This window comes from Clostridium sp. HBUAS56010 (genome assembly GCF_007115105.1).
Classification (GTDB): domain Bacteria; phylum Bacillota; class Clostridia; order Lachnospirales; family Lachnospiraceae; genus Lacrimispora.
In genome coordinates, this window is record NZ_SULJ01000051.1 from 1 (window position 1) to 374 (window position 374).

Annotated in this window: 1 protein-coding gene; it reads left to right on the forward strand. The window is 34.0% G+C overall.

The window, feature by feature from the left end:
* Nucleotides 1-60: 60 nt before the first annotated feature.
* On the forward strand, nucleotides 61-374 hold a 314-nt coding region (locus tag FAY33_RS19155; protein ID WP_143323076.1), incomplete at its 3' end, for an SH3 domain-containing protein.

A 374-nucleotide genomic window follows, 5' to 3' on the forward strand; every position in this document is an offset into this window, starting at 1 on the left:
ATAGATTAGAAAATAACAACTAGGATACCGGTATCCTTCAAACATACAGATGGAGGATTAATGAATAAAAAAATTATTACTGTAGGCATGTTATCAGTATGTCTCACCCTTACTATGCCCGTGGCAACATGGGCGAATAATATAGAAGAAACCGTAACAACGGCACAGTTCGAAGAAGCATTACCTTATGTAACAGATATGATAACAAAGTACACCCAAGCAAACGTAAACATAAGAAAAGAACCAAATATTAATTCGGAAATTTACGGTCAGACATTACTTAATACAACTGTTGACGTAATACTTGAAATTGATGGCTGGTCAATGATATATGCTGAAGACTGTGAAAACAATCATGCTTTTATTAAATCAGA